The organism is Dokdonella sp., assembly GCF_036518555.1.
GTDB lineage: Bacteria > Pseudomonadota > Gammaproteobacteria > Xanthomonadales > Rhodanobacteraceae > Dokdonella_A.
In genome coordinates this window covers 1-6,055 of the sequence record NZ_DATDMY010000145.1, presented here as the reverse complement: position 1 = coordinate 6,055, position 6,055 = coordinate 1, and the positions used below count along the sequence as shown (strand labels likewise).

6 protein-coding genes are annotated in these 6,055 nt (G+C 69.9%); 3 read left to right on the top strand and 3 right to left on the bottom strand.

The window, feature by feature from the left end:
- Positions 1 to 1,725, bottom strand: a 1,725-nt coding sequence (locus VI238_RS08895; protein ID WP_331650547.1) for an acyl-CoA dehydrogenase, incomplete at its 3' end; no start/stop codon positions are given.
- A 96-nt stretch (positions 1,726 to 1,821) separates the two neighbouring features.
- Here VI238_RS08895 and VI238_RS08890 point away from each other — a divergent pair.
- The 3 genes from VI238_RS08890 (at position 1,822) to VI238_RS08880 (ending at position 4,775) form a co-directional block, all read left to right on the top strand.
- Complete coding sequence (locus VI238_RS08890) at positions 1,822 to 3,159, top strand: hypothetical protein (protein WP_331650545.1); 1,338 nt, start codon at positions 1,822 to 1,824, stop codon at positions 3,157 to 3,159.
- Positions 3,160 to 3,232: 73 nt separating this feature from the next.
- Positions 3,233 to 4,021, top strand: a complete 789-nt coding sequence (locus VI238_RS08885) for an AMP nucleosidase (RefSeq protein WP_331650543.1) — start codon at positions 3,233 to 3,235, stop codon at positions 4,019 to 4,021.
- 43 nt (positions 4,022 to 4,064) lie between these two features.
- Positions 4,065 to 4,775 (top strand): VIT family protein, encoded by a 711-nt coding sequence (locus VI238_RS08880; RefSeq protein WP_331650541.1) that lies wholly within the window; start codon positions 4,065 to 4,067, stop codon positions 4,773 to 4,775.
- 181 nt (positions 4,776 to 4,956) lie between these two features.
- On the opposite strand, the gene VI238_RS08875 is transcribed toward VI238_RS08880, so the two are convergent.
- Complete coding sequence (locus VI238_RS08875; RefSeq protein ID WP_331650539.1) at positions 4,957 to 5,475, bottom strand: adenine phosphoribosyltransferase; 519 nt, start codon at positions 5,473 to 5,475, stop codon at positions 4,957 to 4,959.
- Positions 5,476 to 5,775: 300 nt separating this feature from the next.
- The coding region (locus VI238_RS08870; RefSeq protein WP_331650537.1) for a rhodanese-like domain-containing protein at positions 5,776 to 6,055 on the bottom strand (280 nt) is incomplete at its 5' end.

Here is a 6,055-nt window from a genome sequence, read left to right as displayed (position 1 = left end):
ATCCTCGGTGCGCGGTACGCCGGCGAGGCGCGACCCGCTCCAGGCGAGCAGCTTCGCGCGCGCGGCGCGCGTGACGAACAGGTTGACGTGGCCGAAGATCGCGCGATCGAACGCGGCGAGGTCGTTCCTCGCGACCGCGTCTATCTCCTTCTGCACGAACGGATGGCAGCGGATCGCACCCTGGCCGTACACGATCATCGAACGCGTGAGGATGTTCGCGCCTTCCACCGTGATGCCGATCGGCACCGCGTCCCACGCGCGCGCGAGCGCATTGCGCGGACCGCGCTGGATCGCGCTGCCGGCGCGGATGTCCATCGCGTCGGCGACGACGCTGCGCATCGCGTCGGTGAGATAGGCCTTGCAGATGTTGCCGATCACGGCCGGCTTCTCGCCGGCGTCGAGCGCGCCGCAGGTGAGCGTGCGCGCGGCGGTCATGAGGTAGGTGAGGCCGGCGATGCGCGCGAGCGGCTCCTCGATGCCTTCGAAGCGGCCGATCGGCGTGTCGAACTGCTCGCGCACGGTCGCGTACGCGCCGCAGATGCGCGTCGCGAGCTGCGCCGCGCCGATCGACAGCGCCGGCAGCGAGATCGAGCGGCCCGCCGCGAGCGACTCCATGAGCATGCGCCAGCCGTGGCCGATCTGCTCGCGGCCGCCGATGACCGCGTCGTCGAGCGGCACGAACACGTCCTTGCCGACGATCGGGCCGTTCATGAACGGCACGCCCATCGGATCGTGGCGCAGGCCGATCTCGATGCCCGGCGTCGCGCGCGGGATCAGCGCGCAGGTGATGCCGCGGTCCTCCGTGTCGCCGATGAGCCTGTTCGGGTCCTTGAGGCGGAACGCGAGGCCGATCAGCGTCGCGACCGGCGCGAGCGTGATGTAGCGCTTCTTCCATTGGAGGCGCAGGCCGAGCACTTCGACGCCGTCGACGATGCGCTTCTCGACGATGCCCTCCGATTGCGTCGCGGCCGCGTCGGAACCCGCCTCAGGTCCGGTCAGCGCGAAGCACGGGATCTCCTCGCCGCGCGCGAGTCGCGCGAGGTATGCCTGCTTCTGCGCGTCGGTGCCGTAGTGCAGCAGCAGCTCACCCGGGCCGAGCGAGTTCGGCACCATCACCGTAACCGCGGCGGTGACCGAGCGGCTCGCGATGCGCGTGACCACGCGCGAATGGCCGATCGCGGAGAAGCCGAGGCCGCCATGCTCCTTCGGGATGATCATGCCGAAGAAGCGCTGCTCCCTGAGGTAGCTCCAGATCTCGGGCGGAAGATCGCGCTGCTGGTAGACGGCCCAGTCGTCGAGGCGACGGCACAGTTCCTCGACCGGTCCGTCCATGAACGCCTGCTCCTCGGCCGTCAGCGGCGCCGGCGCGAAGTCGAGCAGCTTCTGCCAGTCCGGCATGCCGCCGAACAGGTCGCCGTCCCACCAGACCGTGCCGGCTTCGAGCGCGACGCGCTCGGTCTCGCCGAGGCGAGGCAGCACCTTCGCGAAGGTCGGCATGACGAAGCGCGATACGAGCGCGCGGCGCAGCGGCGGCCAACCGAAGACGAGCGCGAGGCCGAGCGCGACGATCGTGCAGGCGGTGAACAGCGCCGGATGCGCGACGCCGGCAATGCGCCAGCCGACGAGCACGACACCGGTCGCGCTGACCCAGGCGAGGAAGCCGAGGCCGCGGAACGCGAGCGCCGCGAACAGGACGAGCGCAACGAGCAGGACGATCCAGATCATGTCGCCACCTCCGGTCGGAGCCGAGATTATGCCTGCTGCACTGTCCCGCTGCGGGCAACGCGCCAGTACACTGCGCGCACCGATCGGGGGAGTCGCATGCGCATCATCGCCATTCTGCTGGCGAGCCTGACCCTTTACTTCCTCGCGGGGCTGGCCTGGCCCGCGCGCTTCCAAGGAGCGCGCTACGTGCCGCCGGCTGCAACCGACAGCCCGGCGATGCGTGCGCTGCGCGCGCGTCCGCTACCGGCCGACCAGGCGGCGCGCGAGGACGCCTTCGTCGAGCTCGTCGCGCTGCAGCAGCGCGAGGACGCGCCCGCTTACGCGCGCTGGTTGCAGGCGCACGCGTGGCGCGAGTTCCTCGGTCGCGACGAGCCCGCGCTCGCGAATGTCGGCGACGCGATCGACGCGGGTCGTGTCGGCGAAGCGGAGCTCGCCGCGCTGCGCGCCGAGGTGCTCGCACGGGTCATCGCGGTGCGCGTCGACACCGAGCTCGCGCCGGCGATGCTCGAGCTCTTCGCCGAGGGCGAGGACATGTCGCGCGGCCGCGTGCTCAATGCGGTCGTGCCCGGGCTGTGGAGCATCGATGTCGACGGGTATCACGACTTTCGCGTCGCCGTGAAGGCGCGCAACCTCGCCGACGCGCCGATCGGCAGCACGCCGCTCGCGCCGTTGCGACTCGTCGTGTCGTGGGATGGCGAGCGCGACAAGAGCGTGCGCTGCGAACCACCGGGCGACACGCGGATCGACCCGGGCAGGGACGTCACGCTGTGGTGCCGGAGCATGGCCGACCTCGGCAGGAAGACCGCCGCGCAGCCGGTCGATTGGATGCGCAGCGGCGCAGGCAACGACGATCATCGTCTCGAACTCGACGCCGAGGCATCGTCGCTCGCTGTTCCGTCGATGGACCTCGCCGTGCGTCGTGGCGGCAGCGACTACCGCACGCCCGAGCTCGACCATCGCGCCGAGCTCGCGCGCCATCGTGCGGGCGAACGCGGCTGTTTCGAGCGCGGCACCTGCACGCGCGAGATGTTCGACGCAACCGGCCACTGGCGCGCGACGCTCGCGTGGGCGCTCGCGGCGCTCGGCGTGTGCGTGACCGCGGCGACGCTCGGCCGCTCGCTCGCGCTCGCGCTGCTGCTCGCGCTATTCACGACGATCAATGCCGGCGCGCGCGCACTGGTCGCGGCTGCGGACGACGCGCATCCGTTCGGCTGGACCCGATCGGCGACGTGGATCGCGGCGTGCCTCGCGCTTGCCGCGCTCGCATGGTCGCTGCGCGCGCCGTTGTCGGACTGGCGCGCGATGCGCGATCGGCCGCGACCGGGGGTGATCTACGACCGCTGGGCGCACGCCGCCCGCACGCTCGGCTCGATCGGCGTCGCCGTCTACGGCGCGTTCCTGCTGTGGGTGCTGTGGAGCGCGTTCCGCCGCTAGGCCGCCGGCCGCTGGCCGCGCACGTCCGCCGCCGACGTTGCGACGCCCGGCGCGAAGCTGCGAAGATCGGTCGATGAAGAACAAATCCGACATCGTCGACAACTGGCTGCCGCGCTACACCGGGTCGGCGCTCGATCGCTTCGGCGAGCACGTGTTGCTGACCAATTTCGGCCACTACGTCGAGCTGTTCGCGCAGTGGCACGGCGTCGAGGTGCAGGGCCGAGACCGGCCGATGCCGAATGCGACCGCCGACGGCATCACGATGATCAATTTCGGCATGGGCAGCCCGAACGCGGCGACCATGATGGACCTGCTGTCGGCGATCGCGCCGAAGGCCTGCCTGTTCCTCGGCAAGTGCGGTGGGCTAAAGCGGAAGAACAAGCTCGGCGACCTCGTGTTGCCGATCGCCGCGATCCGCGGCGAAGGCACGTCGAACGACTACCTGCTGCCCGAAGTGCCGGCGCTGCCCGCGTTCCAGCTGCAGCGCGCAGTGTCGACGATGATCCGCGACCTCGGCCACGATTACTGGACCGGCACCGTCTACACGACCAATCGGCGCGTGTGGGAGCACGACGTTGCGTTCAAGGATTACCTGCGCAAGACACGCTGCATGGCGATCGACATGGAGACCGCGACGGTGTTCGCGGCCGGCTTCGCCAACCACATCCCGACCGGCGCGCTGCTGCTCGTGTCCGACCAGCCGATGGTGCCCGAGGGCGTGAAGACCGAAGCGAGCGACAGGCTCATCACCGCGAACTTCGTCGACGCGCACATCAAGGTCGGCATCGAGGCGCTCAAGCTCGTGCGGCGCAACGGGCGCAGCGTGAAGCACTTGCGCTTCGAGGACGACAACGAAACCTGATCGATCGCGTCGTCGCGCGACCGAGGCGAGCCGGAGACCGAACATGCCCAGACATCCGCGTGCGACCCGCCACAGCGAGCGCCATCGCAGCGAGCACATCGGCTGGCTGCGAGCGGCCGTGCTCGGCGCCAACGACGGCATCCTGTCGACCGCGGGCCTCATCGTCGGCGTCGCGAGCGCGCAGGCGTCGAAGGGCGCCGTGCTGCTCGCCGGCTTCGCCGGCCTCGTCGCGGGCGGCTTCTCGATGGCGGCCGGCGAGTACGTCTCGGTGAGTTCGCAGACGGACACGGAGACGGCGGACCGCGCGCGCGAACAGCAGGAGCTCGCCTCCGACCCGGCGGGCGAGCGCGAGGAACTCGTCAACATCTACGTCGGGCGTGGCCTCGACCGCGAACTCGCGGGCAGGGTCGCCGACCAGATGATGGCGCACGACGCGCTCGGTACGCACCTGCGCGACGAACTCGGCCTCAGCGAAACCTTGCGCGCGCGGCCTATCCAGGCGGCGCTGACCTCGGCAGCCACGTTCGCCGCGGGTTCCGCCCTGCCGTTGCTGGCGGTGGCCCCGGCACCGGCCGAGCACGTCGCGGCAGTCGTCGCGGGCGTGGCGCTGCTCGCGCTCGGCGTGCTCGGCGCGGTCGCCGCGCGCACGGGCGGCGCACCGGCCACCACGGGTGCCGTGCGCGTGCTGTTCTGGGGCGCGCTCGCGATGGTCGCGACCGCCGCGATCGGCAAGCTGTTCGGCGTCGCGGTGTGACGCGCGGCTCGCGGATGGAGCGAAAGCCTGAAACACGAAGGACACAAAGAAAAGCAGGATCAGGAAGAAGCTTTCAATCTTTGAATTGCTCTACTTCGCGGCCTTCGTGTTCAGGCTTTGCCGGCTTTCGCTGGTTTTCGCCCGGTTTTCACTCGGCCTGGCCTCGCAGGCGGCGCGATCCTCAGTACGACAGCAGCGCGTGCAGGGGTGACGCGTCGCCCCAACGCGCGCGGCCGGGCAGGCCGGCGAGTTCGATCAGCACGCTCGCACCGACGACCGTTGCGCCGAGGCGTTCGACCAGCGTGCGCGCGGCACAGAGCGTGCCGCCCGTGGCGAGCACGTCGTCTGCGACGAGCACGCGCTCGCCCGCGCGCAGCGCGTCGTCGCGCGCCTCGAGGCGATCGCGCGCGTATTCGAGCTCGTAGTCGACCGCGACCACCGGAGGCGGCAGCTTGCCCGGCTTGCGCAACGGCACGAAGCCGGCGCCGAGCGCGGTCGCGAGCGCGGCACCGAAGATGAAGCCGCGCGATTCGATCGCGCAGACCACCCCGACGCGCGCAGCGCGCCACGGCTCGGCGAGCAGCGCGACCGAGCGCGCGAACTCGCCGGCATCGGCGAGCAGCGGCGTGATGTCGCGGAACACGATGCCGGGCGTCGGGAAATCCGGCACCGCGCGGATCAGGCTGGCGAGTCTCTGCATAGGGGCGTCGGGGCCACGTTGTGAGAGCAAAAGCTCAAAGCCTGAACCACGAAGGACACGAAGGACACGAAGGAAGAGCAAAGACCAGGGAAGAAGTTGAAACACGGGGCACACGGAGCACACGGAGAAACCAAGGCGAGAAGAACTCTTCCATCTGAAAAAAGCTTTTCCTCTGTGTGCTCCGTGCGCTCCGTGTTTCAATCGTTGAGCTTGCTTCTCTTCGTGTCCTTCGTGTCCTTCGTGTTTCAGTCTTCTGCAGTGGCCGTCGGTGCCCCCACGGTCGTGCGCCGTATACGAACGTCAGTAGCGCGGAATCGACGGGTCGATCTCGACCGACCAGGCGTCGATGCCGCCTTCGACGTTCCACAGGTTGGTGAAGCCGTGCTCGCGGAAGTGTTCGGCCGCATTGCGGCTCGAGTTGCCGTGGTGGCAGATGAACGCGAGCGCGGTGTCCTTCGGCAGCGACGTGAGGCGCGCGTGCGTGTCCGGCGTGAACGCCTCGGCGCCCGCGAACGGGGCGATCGCGCGATCGTGGTCCGGGCGCACGTCGACGACCATGATGTCGCCCGCCTGCATGCGC